This is a genomic window from Micromonospora sp. NPDC127501, from assembly GCF_040302185.1.
In the GTDB taxonomy this organism is placed as follows: Bacteria; Actinomycetota; Actinomycetes; order Mycobacteriales; family Micromonosporaceae; genus Micromonospora.
Genome location: NZ_JBEORJ010000022.1, coordinates 1 through 15,678 on the forward strand (window position 1 = coordinate 1; position 15,678 = coordinate 15,678).

Below are 15,678 nucleotides of genomic sequence, written 5' to 3' on the forward strand. Positions count from 1 at the left end.
GACGACCGTGCCCACGCAGGGATCAAGCCTGACCGCCCGGAGTGGGCACGGTCGGCCGCAGCCCCCAACCGCAACCAAAGGCGAAGAACCATGACCCCGCGAACACTGCTGACCATCGCCGGCTCGGACTCCGGCGGCGGCGCGGGCATCCAGGCCGACCTCAAGGTCTTCGCCGCGCTGGGCGCGTACGGCACCAGCGTCCTCACGGCGGTCACCGCGCAGAACACCCGAGGTGTCGACGCGGTGCTGCCGCTGCCCCCGCGCACTGTCACCGAGCAGTTGGACAGCGTGCTCACCGATTTCACCGTCTGCGCCGTGAAGACGGGGATGCTCGGCACCCCGGCGATCGCGGACGTGGTGGCCGAGGCCGCCCGGGACGGCCGGTTGCCTCAACTCGTCGTCGACCCGGTGCTGGTCGCCACGAGCGGTCACCGGCTCGGCGTGGTGGGCGCGGTGGAGCGGCTGCTGCCGTACGCCAGGGTGGCGACCCCGAACTGCGCGGAGGCCGCGGCGATCACCGGACGCCCGGTCGACGACGTGGCCGCGATGGTCGTGGCCGCCGAGGCCCTGGTGGCCGGCGGCCCGGAGTACGTGGTGGTCACGGGCGGTGACCTGGACGGGGGCGAGGCGGTCGACGTGCTGCACGGCGGCGGCGTCACCACCCTGTTGCGCGCACCCCGGGTGACCACCCGGCACACCCACGGCACCGGGTGCTCGTTCTCGGCGGCGATCGCGGTGCGGCTCGGTCTGGGCGATCCGGTGCCGGCCGCCGTGGGGGCCGCCAAGGAGTACGTGCTCCGTGCGCTGACCGGCGCGCGGGGTTGGGAGCTGGGCGCGGGGCGTGGGCCGCTGAACCACTTCGGCTGGTCCGCTTGATCACCAGGGAGGCTGTCATGCACGCACGAGGCAAGGTGTACGTCGAGGGTTCGCGGCCGGATGTCCGGGTGCCGTTCGCGGAGGTGGGGCTGACCGGGGACCTGCCGCCGGTGCGGCTCTACGACACGTCCGGCCCTGGTTCGGACCCGGAGGTGGGGCTGCCGCCGCTGCGCGGGCCGTGGATCGCCGAGCGGGGTGACGTGGCCCCGGTGCGGGGTGCGGGCACACCACTCGCCGGGGTGGACGGTCGTCGGCCCACCCAGCTCGCGTACGCGCGGGCCGGTGTGGTGACGCCGGAGATGGAGTTCGTGGCGATCCGGGAGAACGTCGAACCGGAACTCGTGCGGGCCGAGATCGCCGCCGGTCGGGCGGTGCTCCCGCTCAACGTCAACCACCCGGAGTGCGAGCCGGCGATCATCGGTAAGGCGTTCCTGGTGAAGGTGAACGCCAACATCGGCACCTCGGCGGTCAGCTCGTCGGTCGCGGAGGAGGTCGAGAAGCTGACCTGGGCCACCCGCTGGGGCGCGGACACGGTGATGGACCTGTCCACGGGCAAGCGGATCCACGAGACCCGTGAGGCGATCGTGCGGAACTCGCCGGTGCCGATCGGGACGGTGCCGATCTACCAGGCGCTGGAGAAGGTCGGCGGCGACCCGGTGAAGTTGAGCTGGGAGGTGTTCCGGGAGACCGTGATCGAGCAGGCTGAGCAGGGCGTGGACTACATGACGGTGCACGCCGGGGTGCTCCTGCCGTACGTGCCGCTGGCCGTGGACCGGGTGACCGGGATCGTGTCCCGAGGCGGTTCGATCATGGCGGCGTGGTGCCTGGCGCACCACGAGGAGAACTTCCTCTACACCAACTTCGAGGAACTGTGCGCGCTGCTCGCGCGCTACGACGTGACGTTCTCCCTCGGCGACGGGCTGCGCCCCGGGTCGATCGCCGACGCCAACGACGAGGCGCAGTTCGCCGAGCTGCGCACCCTCGGTGAGCTGACGAAGATCGCCTGGGCGTACGACGTCCAGGTGATGATCGAGGGCCCCGGTCACGTTCCGATGCACAAGATCAAGGAGAACGTGGACCTTCAGCAGGAGTGGTGCCACGAGGCACCCTTCTACACGCTCGGTCCGCTGACCACCGACATCGCGCCAGCGTACGACCACATCACCTCGGCGATCGGCGCCGCGATGATCGGCATGTTCGGCACCGCGATGCTCTGCTACGTCACGCCGAAGGAGCACCTTGGCCTGCCCGACCGGGACGACGTGAAGGCGGGCGTGATCGCGTACAAGATCGCGGCACACGCAGCGGACCTGGCCAAGGGGCACCCCGGCGCGCAGGCCTGGGACGACGCCCTGTCGAAGGCGCGGTTCGAGTTCCGCTGGGAGGATCAGTTCAACCTCTCGCTGGACCCGGAGACGGCGCGCTCGTACCACGACGCGACCCTGCCCGCGGAGCCGGCGAAGACCGCGCACTTCTGCTCGATGTGTGGCCCGAAGTTCTGCTCCATGAAGATCACCCAAGAGCTCAAGGAGTACGCGGCACGCGGCATGAAGGACAAGTCGGAGGAGTTCGTCTCCGGCGGGAGCCGGGTCTACCTACCGCTCGCCTGACCCACCCACGCAGGGTGATCGACCCGGGTTCATTGATGTCGGGGTGTCCGGCCGCGTGGGATAGCCCGATATCAGTGAACCCGAGTCGATCAAGCGAGCGGTCGGTGCGTCTGTGGCTGTGTGGTGGAGTCAGTCGCGGTGGTGTCGACCGGTGGATCGCAACGACCGGCGGCCGTTCTCCTGCTCAGGCTCGTTGTCCGACACCGGCTTGCTCAGACCGGCGACCCAGTCGACGAATTCCTCGTCCTGGGACGCCAGCGGCTCCGCCTCATCCGACGTCTTCGGGCTCTCCTCGTCGGCGCGGGACCGGTTGCGGCGGAACAGCCCGCCGAGCCGCCCTCGCCGGGAGGACTGCTCTGCCACCTTCGGCTGCGTCGGTTCTGCCGACGTGGCGTCGGTCGCCGCCACATCGCCGGTGCCGGTGGCGCTGTCGGTGGTGGCGCTGGCGGCGGCCGCACCGGAGGGCGCGCCCACCGTGCCCGGGAACTCCGGCCGACCCGGCCGGTCGGTCGGAACTGTCGTCCCGCCGGCCTCGGCCGGCGCTGTCCGTGCCGTCGAGCTGTCCTGCGATTCCGCCGATCCGCGACGCCGAGAGGTGTCGAACGCGTTCCAGGTGCCGGCCCGGCTCAGGTCCGGCAACGGTGCCCGATGCCGGGGCCTGGGCGTCGGTCCGGTCGGCTCGTCGGGCCTGCTCGACCCCTCCGATGCCGTTGCCTCCGGCTCGGAGGCCTGCGGTGGCACCGTCCACGTCGAGGTGACCGGCCAGGCCGACGGCGCGGGTGTCCACCGGTCCGTCTCCTGGTCACTGGCAGCGGGGGCCCCGAACAACCCGGCGGTGGGGACGTCCTCGGCGGCGGGCGGCGCGCTGTCGGTGCCACCAGCCCCGGCTACTGCGGAATCGCTGGTCGCGTCGGCCGGTGCTGCCTTGCTGCCCGTGCCGGCCTTCGGGACGCGCGGGATGGCTTCCGCGCCAACCTGGTCGGCCGCGGTCGTTGGCGCCGCCGCTGCTCGCGTCGCGCCGGTTGCGGTGGTCGGTGCTGGTGTCGCCCCGGCCCCGGTGGTCGGCGTCTGTGCGTCGTGGGTTGCCGTGGCCGGGGTCTGTGTGGCGTCGATTGCCGTGGTCGGGGACTCCGGGTTGGCCGGCACCTGCGTCGCGCCGGTCCCGGCGGTGGTCGAGGCGGCCGGTGCCCGCTTCGAGCCGGTGGCGGGGGTGGCAGGTGCTCGCGTCTCGCCGGTAGCGGTGCTCCGGGCTGCTGTCGTGCCGGAGGCAGCGGCCGAGGCGACCTCAGAGGTCGAACTCGACCGCTCACCCAGGCTTCCCCGGCTGGGGGCCGGAGTGTCGGTGGCCGTGTCGGAGGCGATGCTGTCGGCGGACCTGCCCGGCCGGGTGCCCTTCGTGGCGCGGCCGGTGGTCGTCTCGCGGGTGGCCGTTGCGCTGGCGCTCGTCTCGCTGGCGCTCGTCTCGCTGGTGCTCGTCTCGCTGGTGGTTGTCGAACCGGCAGGGGAGGTGTCGCCAGCCACGTCGGAGGCGGTGGTGGTGTCCGGGTTGGCTTTCGACTTACGGCCGCGTCGCGGCTTGACCGACAGTGGCGCCTCGGGCGCGCCATGACCGGCCGTGCCCGCGCTGCTCGCCCCCGTGCTCGTGCCTGACCCCGTGCCCGTCGAGGGCGTGGCGGCCGGGCTGGGAGCGTCCGTGCCAGTCGGGGCTGCGCTGGTCGCCTCGGTACCGCCGCCCGTGCTGGTGGCGGCCGTGCTGCTCGGAGCCGTGCTGCCGGTCGCGGGGATGGACGCGTCCGAGGTGGTCGGCGCGCTGGTCGCGGCCGCGCTGGTCGTGCCGGAACCGGGTGCACCCGTGCCGCCCGGGGTGGCGGCGGACTTGCGGGTGGTGCGCCCACCGGTCGGCCTGCCGTTGGTCGCCGTGCTGCCGCTCGTGTCCGTCGCCGTGCTGCCGGTCGGCTCGTCGACCGCTCGGCCGCCCGTCGGGGTCGCGGCGTCGGCGCGTCCGGCCGTGGTGTCGGTCGTGGTGTCGGTCGTGGTGACGTTGCTGACGTCGGTGCCGGCCGAGGGCTCGGTCGGGGCCAGGACATCATCGTGACGCTGAGACGTCTGCCCTGCGGCGGTGAACTCACCGGTCGGCGCGGTCACCCAGGCCGCAGGCTGAGTCGGGGCGGCGGGAGTCGGGGCGGGAGCCGCAGTGGCGGGAGCCGGACCGTGCTGTCCGCTCGCTGTGGTCTCCGGCCAGTCCCAGTGGGCCGGGACGGTGCGTACGGCATCGGAGTCGCCCGTCGCCCACGCACCCGCAACGACACCGGCAGGCTTCGCGCCGGTGGCCAGCTCGGCGTTGGTCGTCTCCGTGTCGGTGCGCTCGGCGCTGTCCCGGTCCTTCGCCGCGCTGTCCCGGTCGTTCGCTGCGCCGGGCAGCGCCGGGCCGGTGGGCAGCGGGCGCAGGATGGCGGTCGGCTCGATCGCCTGCGGATCGGCGGTACGGGTGCCAGTCGGCCAGCGCAGCAGCGCGGCGGCGGCCGCGCCGAGCGCTCCGGCGAGGATCGCGATCAACGAGCCGTAGTAGGGGGCGGTCTGGTAGCGGTCCACCGCGTCGCCCGGACCGGCGGTCAGGTAGGCGAACGCCACCAGCACCGGACCGGCCACCCCGGTGGCCCCGCTGACCAGCGGGGCCTGACCCCGCCAGCGAGCCAGCCCGGCGGTCGCCGCGCCGGCCAGCAGCGCGACGATGGGCAGCAGGAGCAGCGCCAGCCGCTGTGCGGCGGCGTCGTCGAGCCAGCTCGGCTCCAGTACGCCGAGCCGGACGGTCGGCAGTGGGCCGGCCGTGCCGAGCGACGGTAGGACGGAGATCAGCGCCAGCAGCCAGACCGCGCCGGCCACGGCCGTCATGTTCCATCCCAGCTCGGGCCGGAACAGGACGGCGATCGCCGCGCCCGCCCCGATCACCGCACCGACCATGGCGCAGATGCCCACCGCCCAGACCGGGTCAACGGAGATCAGCTCCGCAGCGCGGGCGGGCTGCATGCAGAGCGGGGCGATGACGGTGGCGCCGAGCGCCGCGGCGCCGGCGACCGCCAACTGCCGGCCGGTGGTGGCCGCCGGGGCGTCGCGGCGAGCGAGGCGTCCGGTCAGGACGGCGCCGACGACGGCTGCGTTCGCGGCGAACCAGCCCACCCACACGAGCTGGGCCGGCCACTGGTTGACGGTCGTACCGGTGAATGCGCCGGTCAGGCGGACGATGCCGAAACCGTACGCGACGCCGAGCTGGCCGGCTCCGGCCAGCACGCTCACCCCGAGCGCCGTGAGCAGCAGTCTGCCCCAGGTCCGAAAGGCCATGTCCGGCACGTTACGCACCTGGTACACCCGATCGCCACCGGCGCGCCGCGAGGCGCGCCGCCGGCCATCGGCGGGTCTACTTGAGTTCGACCAGCCGGGCCAGGTAAGTCGTATCTCCGACATTGGTCAGCATGTGCACCGCGCCCGGGTCCCGGTAGACCACTCCGCCGGTGGGCTCGTCGGCGTCGATCCGGGTGCCGTCGATGGTCTGTACGACGTTCTTGGCGCCCTCGATCGCCACCACCAGGTAGGGGTGGTCGTGCCGGTGCAGCGGTTGCCGCTCGCCCGGCTCAAGGCGGATGTGCCAGACCCGGACCCGGTCGTTCTCGTACACGATCTCCTGGCCCACCGGTCCGAGTTCGGTTCCGTCGATCACGTCGCTCATCGTGCTCCGTCCAGTTGGGGCAGCACCTCGGCGGCGATCAGCTCGAGGTGGTCGAGATCATCGAAGTCGATCAGGCGCAGGTGGACCCGGGTGGTGCCGATCGCGGCGAACTCGCCGAGGCGCTGCGCGAGCTGCGCGGGGGAGCCGACCACCGGGTCCTCCGGTGGCAGCGCGCTCTTCTCGTGCAGGGGCGCGGCCCGACGCTGGGCCTCCGCGTCGGTCCGGCCGATGGCGACGACGATTCCGGCGGACAGCACCAGCGGGGCGCGTCCGGACTCCGACCGTCCGGTGCGCTCACACGTCTCGCGCACCCGGTCGTACGCCTCGGCGGTGGCGGCCACGGACTTGAACGGCATGTTGAACTCGTCGGCGTACCGGGCGGCCAGTTCGGGCGTGCGCTTGGGGCCACGCCCGCCCACGATGATCGGCGGGCCGGGCACCTGCACCGGCTTGGGCAGGGCGGGAGCGTCCACCAGCCGGTAGTGGTCGCCGGCGAAGCTGTAGGTCTCACCGGGCGGGGTTCCCCACAACCCGGTGATCACCTCAAGCTGCTCGGCCAGCCGGTCGAAGCGCTCGCCGACCGACGGGAACGGGATTCCGTACGAGGTGTGCTCGCGCTCGTACCAGCCGGCGCCGATGCCGAGGTCGACCCGGCCACCGCTCATCTGGTCGACCTGCGCGACCATCACCGCGAGGGGGCCGGGCAGGCGGAACGTGGCCGACGTCACCAGGGTGCCGAGTCGGATCCGTTCGGTTTCCCGGGCCAGGGCGGCGAGGGTCAGCCAGGCGTCCGTGGGGCCGGGCAGGCCCGGGTCGGCGCCCATCGACTGGTAGTGGTCGGCGCGGAGGAAGCCCTCGTAGCCGCAGGCCTCGACCAGTCGGGCGAACCGGAGCTGGGTGTCGTAGCTGGCTCCACGGTTCGGCTCGGTGAAGACCGACACCCGCATGGTCAGTGTCCTTCCGCGCCGGCGGTGGCCGGCTGTTCGCGTTCCATCAGCAGTTCGTGCAGGTCGGCGCTGACCTGGGCGACGTCGGCCAGGTGGGCGTTGCGGCCCAGGGTGCGGGGTCGGGGGATGGTCACGTCGACGACCTTGCGGATCCGGCCGGGGCGGGGGCTCAGCACGACCACCCGGTCGGCGAGCAGCACCGCCTCGTCGATCGAGTGGGTGACGAAGACGATCGTCGGCTTGTTCTCCATGTGCACCCGCTGGAGTTCGCCGGAGAGTTCCTCGCGAGTGAGCGCGTCCAGCGCGGAGAACGGCTCGTCCATCAGCATCACCCGGGGCTCACCGATCAGCGACCGGCACAGCGACACCCGCTGCTGCATGCCGCCGGAGAGTTCGTGCGGCAGCCGCTTCTCGAAGCCGGCCAACCCGGCGACGTCGAGCAGTTGCTGGGCCCGCTCACGGTGCTTGGCGCGGCTCCAGCCGAAGATCTCCACGGGCAGCAGGACGTTGTCCAGCACGGTGCGCCAGGGCAGCAGCGCCGGCTTCTGGAACAGCATGGCGATGTCCTGGCGGGGGCGGGTGATCGGCGTACCGGCGACGGTGATCTCACCGGCGCTCAGCGGGAGCAGCCCGGCGATCAGCCGCAGCAGTGTGGACTTGCCGCAGCCGGAGCGGCCGAGCACGGCGACGAACTCGCCCTCGGCGACCTCGAGGTTGATGCCGCGCAGCGCCTCCACCCGGCCGGATCGGCCCTCGAAAGTGCGGGACACCCCGGACAGTCGGATCATCTCCGGCGTACCTCCGCTGAGTGGACGGTCAGGAATCCGACAAAGGCTAACTGCTCCGTTGAGTTATGACACCGGCTGGGGTGGTCGTCAGGTTGTATCCGTTCCGCAACCCGATACGCCTGGCGTCGCAACTGTGGGTTTCTCGTACGCTGTGCCCGCGAAGAGTCCCCCCACGACGGCGGCGTCCGGCTTCCACCCCTCCCGCCGGCCCGTCACGACAACCCCCTCCGGTGGCCTGCCGGCCCCGGTCGGAAAGGACATGGTGCACTGATGAGAAGGCTGACCCGTACGGTCGCTACGGCCGCGCTGGCCACCGCCCTCGCCCTTGTCTCCGCCTGCAGCAGCGGGTCGGATTCGGCCGACGATGCCAAGGGCGGCGACGGCAAGACGCTGGAGAAGGTGACCTACCTCACCTCGTTCGGCAACTTCGGCCGTGACTCCTACGCCTGGGTGGCGAAGGACAAGGGCTTCTTCAAGGACGCCGGCTTCGACGTCGAGATCAAGGCTGGTCAGGGCACCGGTGGCGTGATCCAGACCATCGTCGGCGGCCAGGCCGACTTCGGCCCGATCGACCTCACCGGCGGCTTGCTTCAGCTCGGCAACGGCCAGGCGAAGGACTTCACCGCGGTGGCCGCGATCCAGCAGCGCACCATGGCGGGCATCGCCACCGTCGAGGGCAAGAACATCAGCTCCCCGAAGGACCTGGAGGGCAAGAAGCTCGCCGACACCCCCGGCTCCGTGGTCCGCAACCTGTTCCCGACGTACGCCCGGCTCGCCGGTGTGGACGCGACCAAGGTGACCTGGGTCAACGGTGAGGCGCAGAACCTCATCGGCACGCTGGCCTCGGGCTCGGTGGACGGCATCGGTCAGTTCGTCGTCGGTCAGCCGACCATCGAGGCGGCGGCCAAGAAGAAGGCCGTCATGCTGCCGTACAGCAACGTGATGCAGGACCTCTACGGCAACGTGCTGATCACCTCCTCGAAGATCGCCAAGGAGAAGCCCGAGATGGTGAAGAAGTTCACCGCGGCGCTGCTCAAGGGCCTGGAGTACAGCCTGGCGAACTCCAAGGAGGCCGCCGACATTCTGAAGAAGAACGTCGACGCCACCAACCCGGTCTCCGCCGCCGCCGAGCTGGAGCTGATGGCCGCGTACGTCCGTTCCGGCAACACCGGCACCGCGATCGGCACCCTGGACAGCGGTCGGGTCGCCAAGAGCATCGCCATCCTGCAGGGCGCCGGCGCGCTGAAGCAGAACATCACCCCCGAGCAGATCATCGACTTCAGCCTCGCGCCGAAGGCCTGATCGTCCGGACGTCATCAGGGGGTACGTCCCGCCGATCCCGGTGGGGCGTACCCCCGTCGCTCGTCGGCCCCCGGCGGGCCGTGGGATTTCGAGGAGGACAGAGATGACCGACGTCCGGTCAGCGGACCCGGCGGTGGCGGAACCCCCGCCCCCGGGTGCCGACCCCGAAGCGGGGCGCGCGGGTCGAGGTGCCGGTCTTCGGGCCGGGGCCGACGCCGTGCTGCCCGCGGTCGGCATCCTGGTCGCGCTGGCGGCGTGGTGGCTGATCGCCCGGCTGGAACTGGTCCACCCTGTCGCCCTGCCGCCGCCCGGCGACGTGTTCAGCGCGTTCGTCGACAAGCCCACCCAGATGCTGGAGCACACCTGGGACACCACGCTGGAGATCCTGACCGGCTTCGCCCTCTCGGTGGCCGCCGGTGTGCTGATCGGGCTCTCCCTGGCCAGTTCCCGCACCGTGGAGCGAATGTTCACGCCGCTGCTGGTCGCGGTGAACGCGGTGCCGAAGATCACGCTGGGCCCGCTGCTGGTGGTGGCGCTCGGCTGGGGCCAGAAGCCGATCCTGACCATGGTGTTCCTGCTCTGCTTCTTCCCGATCGTGCTCTCCACCGCGACCGGGTTGACCACCACCCCGGCCGACCTGGCCGAACTGGTCCGGTCCTGGAACGCCTCCCGCTGGCAGGCGTTCCGCAAGGTGCGCTTCCCGGCCGCGCTGCCGCAGATCTTCGTCGGGCTCAAGGTGGCCATGCCACTGGCCGCGATCGGTGCGGTGATCGGTGAGTTCCAGGCCGGCGAGAGCGGCCTCGGCTACGTCATCACGCAGTACGCCGGCATCGGCGACGCCGCCACCGCCTGGGCGGCGATCATGTTGGTGGCGCTGGTGAGCATCCTGCTCTACTCGGCGCTCCTGCTGACCGAGCGGTTCGCTCTCCCCTGGGTACGAGAAACCACCAGCAGCCGCTAACCCAACAGAAGAGACCACAGAGCAGCACCAAGACACAGATCAAGATCAACACCAAGAAGCGCGCAGGGCCGGCCTCCCAGTGGGAGGCCGGCCCGTCTTGTCGACGCTGCTGGCGCAAGGGGTGTGGCCGACCGTGCCCGGCGGAGGGATCAAGCCTGACCGCCCGGAGTCGGGCGCGGTCGGCCACACCACACCCGGCACTCGACGAAGGGCCGGGGAAACCCGCCAGATGAAAGCCCCAGCGTTACCCCGCCAACCGCCAGCGACCGTTGCGGGCGACCAGCGTGGTGAGCGCCTGCGGCATCAGGCCGCTGTGGTTGTCCGGCGTCATGCGGATCGGGCCGGAGAGGCCGTCCATCTGGGACGTCTCCAACACGTCCCGGATGCCGTTGCGGTCCACCTTCCCGATCTCACCACCGGCGCGCAGTTCGGCGTCGGCGATCAGCTGGACGGCGTCCGCAGCGAACGACGAGGACCCGTTGTACCCGCCGAAGCGGGCCGTGTAGTCCTGGAACCACTGCCGCCGCGCGGCCTTGGCCGGCGTGGTCGCGATCACGTCATCGATCACCATGGTCTGCGTGAAGATCAGCGTGGCCTTCTCGGTCGCCTTGGCCGCTGCGCCGAGGAAGAGGTCCCCGGCCGCTCCCGCGTCGAAGTAGATCGACCCACGGAAGATGGTCTGCTGGACGCTGGTGGCGGCAAGTGTCGCCTGCTCCGGCGGGGTCCAGAAGACCATCGCGTCGGGCTTGCCCGACGCGAGCTGCTGGACCTGCTGGCTGACGTCGGTGTCGGTGGTCTTGATCCGCTGCTGTCGGAGCGTGATCCTGGCCTTGTCCAGCTCGCTCTTGAGCGCGGTCGCGCCTTCCTGACCGTAGTCGTCGTCGCTGACCAGCATCCCCACCTTACGGATGTTGTTGCGGCGCAGTTCGGTGGTCAGTGCGGCGGCGCTGTCCTGGGCGTTGGGGCCCAGTTTGAACACGTAGCGCCGTTCAGCGGCCGGCGCGGCGATCGCGCCGGAAGCGGCCAGCGCAATGGTGGGAATCTGCTTCTCGTTGATGGTCCCGACCGCTCCGACCGCGCATTCGTTGCAGCCGCCCATGATGATGGCGCTGACCTTCGAATCGCTGCTGAAGTCGACGATGTTGCGAAGTGACTCGGCCGAGTCGGAACGGTTGTCCTTCACCTTCAGGTCGATCTTCCGGCCGTTCAGTGCTCCGGAGGCGTTCAACTGATCGACCTTGAGTTCGAGGGCTCGCTGGTATGTCCGGCCAACCGTGGCCGCGGCGCCGGAGAGTTCGAGATCGGCAGCGATCACGATCGGACTCGTGTCCTGTTCCGCCTCGCCAAACTGGCAGCCGGTGAGCGTGGTGGCCACTACGGCCGATGCGAGCGCCGCGATGGTCGCGGAGCGGATGGGGCTCAACTCAGTCCTCCAGGTGCGGGCGCGGGCGCTGCCCGGTCACCGCCGCTAATCCGTCCTCAGTGGAGGACGGGATCTCCTCTGCCGTACGGTGTGCGCGAAGCCTGCAAAACCTTGCCAATGGCCGGCGCTGTGGTCAAGCGCGGACCCCGGCAGCATTTTCGGGACGGCCATCCCACATGCTGGGGTAACGCAATGTTTGCAAAAGCTCACTTTGCATACACGCGTGACCACTCTGGAGTTACATGCCCTGTTCAGGGGCTTGCGGAAATGAAGGTATCAGTTGCCCGGATCACGGGATGCGCTCCGTCCGACCGTTTCCTACCTCACTGCGGCTTCCCAAACACGATCATCTCTGATGAAATCGCGGCCGTGCCGCGCGTGGTCCCCTCCGCTTACGGCATGGCTCGGCGGCTCAGGCGGGGAAGAAACGACGGAGGCGATGTCGTGAGCACCGGACCGACGACCCTGCCCGCGCTCGGCGATAGCGGTCGGCCTGCGCGCCGACGGATGCCCAGACTGCGTGACGCCCGGATCCGGTCCAAGTTGGCGTTGATTCTGGTCGTCCCGGTGGCGGCGGTGATCGCGCTGGCCACGGTCCGCCTGATCTCCGTCGGCGAGGGCGCGTTCGACGCCACCCGGGCCCGGTCACTGACGGCCCTCTCCGTCGACGTCAGCGCCCTCACCCAGGACCTCCAGGCCGAACGAATGGCCGCGGCCGCCTACCTCGCCGCTCCGCAGCAGCCGGCCGACGCGTACAACCTGCGGGTCCGCCAGACGCAGCAGCGGGTGGACGAGTACCGCGCCGAGCGGGGCCGGATCGGCGACGTGCCGACCGCCCTGCGCGACCGGCTGGCCGCCATCGACGACCACCTGGCCACCCTGGACGGCACCCGTCAGGAGGTGCTGGACCGCCGGCAGATGGCGGTCGCCGAGGCGGTGCTCCGCTACGGCGTCATCCTCACCGACCTGGTCTCGTACGGTGACGGCCTGGCCCAGCTACCCGGCGACGAGAGCCTGGCGGACAGCCGCCGCGCGGTCGCCGCCTTCGCCCGCGCCAAGGCTTCGGTCGCCGAGGAAGAGGCCGTCGCCTTCACCGCGCTGACGGCCGGCCAGCTCGACTCGGAGCAGTTCTCCTCCTTCGTGGCAACGTTGACCGGTCAGCAGGAAGCACTGGTCGCCTTCTCGCTGGCCGCCGACCCGGTGCAGCGCGCCCTGGTCGACAGCACCGTCTCCGGCGACGCGGTCGGCCTGGCCGACCGGGTGGCCACCGACATCACCCGCTCGGTCGGGCAGCGTCCGCTGGTCACCGCACAGGACGCCACCGCGGCGATCGGCGCCGTGAACGACCTGATGCGCTGGGCCGAGATCCAACTGCAGGACCGACTGCTCCAGCAGGCCGACCAGGCCCGCTCGGACGTCATCCGGCAGGCCGTGGTCGAGTCGATCCTGGTGCTGCTGACCCTGATCATCGCCGTGTCGCTGGCCGTGGTGCTGGCCCGCTCGCTCAACCACTCGCTGCGCCGACTGCGTGAGGGCGCCCTCTCGGTGGCCAACCACGACCTGCCCGACGCCGTGCAGCGGCTGCAGAACATGGGCAGCGTTGGTGACGGCGGGGTGGACGAGATCGTCCGCCAGGTCCGGGACCCCATCCAGCTCAACACCCGCGACGAGGTCGGTCAGGTGGCGCTGGCCTTCAACGTCGTACACCGGGAGGCGGTGCGGGTCGCCGCCGAGCAGGCGGCACTGCGTACCAGCGTCTCGGCGATGTTCCTCAACCTGGCCCGCCGTAGTCAGACCCTGGTCGACCGGATGATCGGCGAGCTGGACGCGATCGAGCGCGGTGAGGAGGACCCGAAGCGGCTCGCGCAGCTCTTCGAACTGGACCACCTGGCCACCCGAATGCGCCGCAACGACGAGAACCTGCTCGTCCTGGCCGGCGCCGACTCCGCCGCACCGCGTCACGACAACGCGCTGGTCGTGGACGTGCTGCGCGCCGCCCAGTCCGAGGTGGAGCTCTACAACCGCATCGAGTTCGGCACCGTGGACACCGACATCTCGGTGGCCGCGCACGCGGTCAACGACGTGGTACGCCTCGTCGCCGAACTGCTCGACAACGCCACCCGGTTCTCGCCGCCGAACACCACAGTGGTCGCCGACGGCCGCCGGATCCGCGACTACGTGCTGATCCAGATCGAGGACCGCGGGCTCGGCCTCACCGACGACCAGCTCGACTCGCTCAACCGGCGTCTGGCCGCCCCGCCGAGCGTGGACGTCGCCGCGTTCCGACTGATGGGTCTGGCCGTGGTGAGCCGGCTCGCCTCCCGCTACGGCATCCGGGTGGAGTTGCGTCGCAACGTCGAGGGCGGCACCGTCGCCCAGGTGACGTTGCCCGCCGCCACCGTGGTCCTGCCCACCAACCGGGGCCGCGAGCAGGTGCTCACCCGGCCGCGTCAACCGATGGCCGTGGAGCAGGCGCCGCTCACCCCGGCCGGCGGCCACGCCGAGCAGTTCGCCGGTGCCGCCACGACGGCGGCGACGCTGCCCGACCAGTGGCGGACCAGCGCGCCGGCACCCACCCAGTGGCAGTCGCCGCTGGACTCGCGGGACACCACCCCGGCCGTACAGGCGGGTGGCTACACCGGTCCGCGCTCGGCCATGCCACCGGCGCCCGCCGCCCCGGCGCCCGCCGCCCCGCTCCCGCCGGCCCGGCCGGCGTACAGCAACGGCGCGGGCGCTTCGCTGGGCAGCCCGACAGTGGCCTACCCGACCGTCGACCCGCTGCCCCGGCGTGGCTCCACCCCGGACGCCGCGGACACCGCGGATGGCCGTGGGGCCCAGGGCCTTCCGGTCGGACCGGTCGCCGGGCCGGGGGCGGTGGCACCGCCGGCCGTCCCGTCGGTTCCCGCCGCACCGGTCAGCACCCGGCCTGACTTCCCGGCCGAGGCTCCGATCTTCCGGGAGATGGAGGCGGTCTGGTTCCGGTCGCACGGCGACGACGCCACCGCGATCTTCACCCGGCCGAACTTCGACGAGCCGCCCGCGTCCGCCACCACCGCAGCGGCCGACGCCGGCCTGCGCACCGGCAACGGCGGCCAGCCGAACGCCGGGTCGGCGCCGGCCGCCTCGCCGGCCCGACCGAAACTGCCGACCCGTACCCCGGGCAGCTCCGGCACCGACGGGACGGCCACCCCGGGCGCCGACGGCCTCGGCACCACAATGGACGGGTTCGGGGCACGGCCCTCGGCGCCGCCGACGTACGCCCCGCCCCCGGCCGCCCGGACGGCTCCGGCCGCGCCCGCCCCCGACCCGGAGGCCTGGCGTACGGCGGCGGACGAGGGCTGGTCCCGGGCCAGCCGGGCTGCCGAGCCGGCTCCCGCCGGAACCACCCGCTCCGGGTTGCCCAAGCGGGTGCCGCAGGCACAGCTCGTGCCGGGTGGCATCGAACCGAAGAGCGGCCGGGACCGCAGCCGGCGGACCCCGGATGAAGTACGTGGTCTGCTGTCGGCCTACCACCGCGGTGTGCAGCGCGGTCGGACGGCCGGAACGGACCTGAACAGCACCTCGACCAAGGAGAGCCGATGAACAGGCCAGCTGCCATGCAGGACATGGGTTGGCTGCTCACCAACTTCGCCGACAGCGTGGCGGGCATCGCCCACGTGGTGGCGGTGTCCGCAGACGGGCTGCTGCTCGCGTCCTCCCGGGATCTGCCGGGGGACCGGGCGGACCAGCTCGCCGCGATCACCTCCGGTGTGGTGAGCCTGACCGAGGGCGCGGCCCGCATGTTCAGCGCGGGCGGGGTGTTGCAGACAGTCATCGAGATGGACAGCGGGTATCTCTTCCTGATGTCGATCAGCGACGGCTCCTCGATGGCCGTGCTGGCCGCGCGCAGCTGCGACGTGGGCCAGGTGGGCTACGAGATGGCACTGCTGGTCGAGCGGGTGGGTGCCGCGCTGGTGCCGCTGCCGCGCGACGCGGTGCGCTCTTAGCACCGGAAGGCGGCGCTCGTTCCGAGCGCCGGACCAGGGACGAGAGGCGGCGCAGTCCGGC

Annotated in this window: 11 protein-coding genes; 6 read left to right on the top strand and 5 right to left on the bottom strand. The window is 71.6% G+C overall.

From position 1 onward, the window contains the following. Nucleotides 1-90 precede the first annotated feature (90 nt). Both thiD and thiC read left to right on the top strand, forming a co-directional pair. Nucleotides 91-876 (top strand): bifunctional hydroxymethylpyrimidine kinase/phosphomethylpyrimidine kinase, encoded by a 786-nt coding sequence (gene thiD, locus ABTW72_RS31565; protein ID WP_350865322.1) that lies wholly within the window; start codon nucleotides 91-93, stop codon nucleotides 874-876. Between the two features lie 17 nt (nucleotides 877-893). Then, entirely contained in the window at nucleotides 894-2,486 is a 1,593-nt protein-coding gene (gene thiC / locus ABTW72_RS31570) for a phosphomethylpyrimidine synthase ThiC (protein ID WP_112601253.1), read from the top strand. A 129-nt stretch (nucleotides 2,487-2,615) separates the two neighbouring features. Here the strand turns inward: thiC and ABTW72_RS31575 are convergent, their stop codons facing one another. From ABTW72_RS31575 to ABTW72_RS31590, 4 genes are all read right to left on the bottom strand, one after another. Further along, nucleotides 2,616-5,825, bottom strand: a complete 3,210-nt coding sequence (locus ABTW72_RS31575; RefSeq protein ID WP_350865326.1) for a hypothetical protein — start codon at nucleotides 5,823-5,825, stop codon at nucleotides 2,616-2,618. 76 nt (nucleotides 5,826-5,901) lie between these two features. Continuing rightward, nucleotides 5,902-6,210 carry a cupin domain-containing protein gene (locus ABTW72_RS31580; RefSeq protein ID WP_091402349.1) on the bottom strand — a complete coding sequence of 103 codons (309 nt, stop codon included), beginning with the start codon at nucleotides 6,208-6,210 and terminating at the stop codon, nucleotides 5,902-5,904. Then, nucleotides 6,207-7,157 (bottom strand): LLM class F420-dependent oxidoreductase, encoded by a 951-nt coding sequence (locus tag ABTW72_RS31585; protein WP_350865329.1) that lies wholly within the window; start codon nucleotides 7,155-7,157, stop codon nucleotides 6,207-6,209. Before ABTW72_RS31585 ends, ABTW72_RS31580 begins: the two co-directional genes overlap by 4 nt. 2 nt (nucleotides 7,158-7,159) lie before the next feature. Continuing rightward, nucleotides 7,160-7,945, bottom strand: a complete 786-nt coding sequence (locus ABTW72_RS31590; RefSeq protein WP_350865332.1) for an ABC transporter ATP-binding protein — start codon at nucleotides 7,943-7,945, stop codon at nucleotides 7,160-7,162. Nucleotides 7,946-8,215: 270 nt separating this feature from the next. Between ABTW72_RS31590 and ABTW72_RS31595 the strand changes: the two genes are divergently transcribed. Continuing rightward, entirely contained in the window at nucleotides 8,216-9,247 is a 1,032-nt protein-coding gene (locus tag ABTW72_RS31595) for an ABC transporter substrate-binding protein (RefSeq protein WP_350865335.1), read from the top strand. Between the two features lie 103 nt (nucleotides 9,248-9,350). Continuing rightward, nucleotides 9,351-10,208, top strand: a complete 858-nt coding sequence (locus ABTW72_RS31600) for an ABC transporter permease (protein WP_350865338.1) — start codon at nucleotides 9,351-9,353, stop codon at nucleotides 10,206-10,208. Nucleotides 10,209-10,452: 244 nt separating this feature from the next. Here ABTW72_RS31600 and ABTW72_RS31605 read toward each other — a convergent pair whose 3' ends face one another. Beyond that, the gene (locus tag ABTW72_RS31605; RefSeq protein WP_350865340.1) at nucleotides 10,453-11,631 is read right to left on the bottom strand and encodes an ABC transporter substrate-binding protein; all 1,179 of its coding nucleotides are present in this window, start codon (nucleotides 11,629-11,631) and stop codon (nucleotides 10,453-10,455) included. 444 nt (nucleotides 11,632-12,075) lie between these two features. Here ABTW72_RS31605 and ABTW72_RS31610 point away from each other — a divergent pair, with 444 nt between their 5' ends. Together ABTW72_RS31610 and ABTW72_RS31615 are read left to right on the top strand one after the other, a co-directional pair. Then, complete coding sequence (locus ABTW72_RS31610; RefSeq protein ID WP_350865343.1) at nucleotides 12,076-15,213, top strand: sensor histidine kinase; 3,138 nt, start codon at nucleotides 12,076-12,078, stop codon at nucleotides 15,211-15,213. Further along, complete coding sequence (locus ABTW72_RS31615) at nucleotides 15,210-15,617, top strand: roadblock/LC7 domain-containing protein (RefSeq protein ID WP_007465177.1); 408 nt, start codon at nucleotides 15,210-15,212, stop codon at nucleotides 15,615-15,617. Before ABTW72_RS31610 ends, ABTW72_RS31615 begins: the two co-directional genes overlap by 4 nt. Nucleotides 15,618-15,678: the final 61 nt, after the last annotated feature.

Excerpts from the sequence above, each read along its gene's own strand:
- thiD (WP_350865322.1), top strand. The coding sequence starts at position 91 with ATGACCCCGCGAACACTGCTGACCATCGCCGGCTCGGACTCCGGCGGC.
- thiC (WP_112601253.1), top strand. The coding sequence starts at position 894 with ATGCACGCACGAGGCAAGGTGTACGTCGAGGGTTCGCGGCCGGATGTC.
- ABTW72_RS31575 (WP_350865326.1), bottom strand. The coding sequence starts at position 5,825 with ATGGCCTTTCGGACCTGGGGCAGACTGCTGCTCACGGCGCTCGGGGTG.
- ABTW72_RS31580 (WP_091402349.1), bottom strand. The coding sequence starts at position 6,210 with ATGAGCGACGTGATCGACGGAACCGAACTCGGACCGGTGGGCCAGGAG.
- ABTW72_RS31585 (WP_350865329.1), bottom strand. The coding sequence starts at position 7,157 with ATGCGGGTGTCGGTCTTCACCGAGCCGAACCGTGGAGCCAGCTACGAC.
- ABTW72_RS31590 (WP_350865332.1), bottom strand. The coding sequence starts at position 7,945 with ATGATCCGACTGTCCGGGGTGTCCCGCACTTTCGAGGGCCGATCCGGC.
- ABTW72_RS31595 (WP_350865335.1), top strand. The coding sequence starts at position 8,216 with ATGAGAAGGCTGACCCGTACGGTCGCTACGGCCGCGCTGGCCACCGCC.
- ABTW72_RS31600 (WP_350865338.1), top strand. The coding sequence starts at position 9,351 with ATGACCGACGTCCGGTCAGCGGACCCGGCGGTGGCGGAACCCCCGCCC.
- ABTW72_RS31615 (WP_007465177.1), top strand. The coding sequence starts at position 15,210 with ATGAACAGGCCAGCTGCCATGCAGGACATGGGTTGGCTGCTCACCAAC.